Origin of the sequence: Spirosoma sp. 48-14 (genome assembly GCF_001898575.1) — a bacterium.
GTDB lineage: Bacteria > Bacteroidota > Bacteroidia > Cytophagales > Spirosomataceae > Spirosoma.
The window spans coordinates 1-1,014 of the sequence record NZ_MKUD01000069.1; the positions used below are offsets into that span (position 1 = coordinate 1).

The 1,014-nt window shown below is 42.4% G+C and carries 1 protein-coding gene and 2 pseudogenes; all 3 read left to right on the forward strand.

From position 1 onward, the window contains the following. Nucleotides 1-185: pseudogene (locus BGO59_RS29250) on the forward strand (DUF3347 domain-containing protein); the annotation flags it as partial. A gap of 10 nt (nt 186-195) precedes the next feature. Beyond that, the gene (locus tag BGO59_RS29255) at nt 196-720 is read left to right on the forward strand and encodes a DUF305 domain-containing protein (RefSeq protein ID WP_078797524.1); all 525 of its coding nucleotides are present in this window, start codon (nt 196-198) and stop codon (nt 718-720) included. Nucleotides 721-744: 24 nt separating this feature from the next. Further along, nucleotides 745-1,014, forward strand: a pseudogene (locus BGO59_RS29260) (hypothetical protein); the annotation flags it as partial.

Here is a 1,014-nt window from a genome sequence, read left to right on the forward strand (position 1 = left end):
AAGATTTGAAAGACCTGGTTAGTTTGTTCGGCACATCACAAACATTGTATCAAGACCATTGCCCGATGTTCAATGACGGGAAAGGAGCTGTTTGGTTCAGCGAAAACAAAGAAATCAAAAATCCTTACTACGGTTCAAAAATGATTAGCTGCGGTAAGGTACAGCAAACTATTAACGGTAAATAAATTTAGGGTTATGGAAAATATGCAGAACAACCACCATACAGGTCATGCTTCAGGGCATGGTGCGCACAATTCAAGCCATGCTTCAGCCATGTACAAACGCTTTGCGATTATGGCTGTCGTAATGTTCGCAGTGATGTATTTTATCATGTACGCCATGATTGACGAGTGGCAGAACCTGATACCCAATATCAATAACCTGTACATGACCCTGCTGATGACCTCGGCAATGCTGCTTATCGAATTAGCGATAATGAAAGTGATGTACCCCAACAGGAAGATGAATTGGGCGATAGCCATCATCTCGGTTGCCGTTGGCATCTTTTCATGGTTTGGTATCAGGGAACAAATCAATGTCGGGGACAAGCAGTTTGCAAAGGGTATGATACCCCATCACGCAGCAGCCATATTGATGTCCGAAAAGGCACACCTGACCGACCCGGAACTGATAGAGCTGCAAAAAAACATACTTAAAACCCAAGCGGAAGAAATTGAACTGATGAAGCGCAAGCTAAAAGAGTTTGAAGAAAGTAAATAATAAAATTTAAAAAACAGTTTCGACATGAGCAAAATAATAATCGGCTTTATTTCCTTATCAGCCCTGCTATTCACCGCTTGCGGACAGGTAGGGTCAAATAAGGATGAAGCGACACAGCATTCGCAGGCAACTCCGGAAAGCCACGGGCATAGTAACCAAATAGGTGAATTGGTTCCATCGGATGAAGTCTGCATGGTCAACGATGCCTATATGGGCAAAAAGCAGTTTGACGTAAAATTTGATGGTAAAACCTATTACGGATGTTGCGAAATGTGTAAGGAACGTATTCCAAAA

Bases quoted from the DNA above. Each gene is read 5' to 3' on its own strand.
- BGO59_RS29255 (WP_078797524.1), top strand. From the start codon at position 196: ATGGAAAATATGCAGAACAACCACCATACAGGTCATGCTTCAGGGCAT.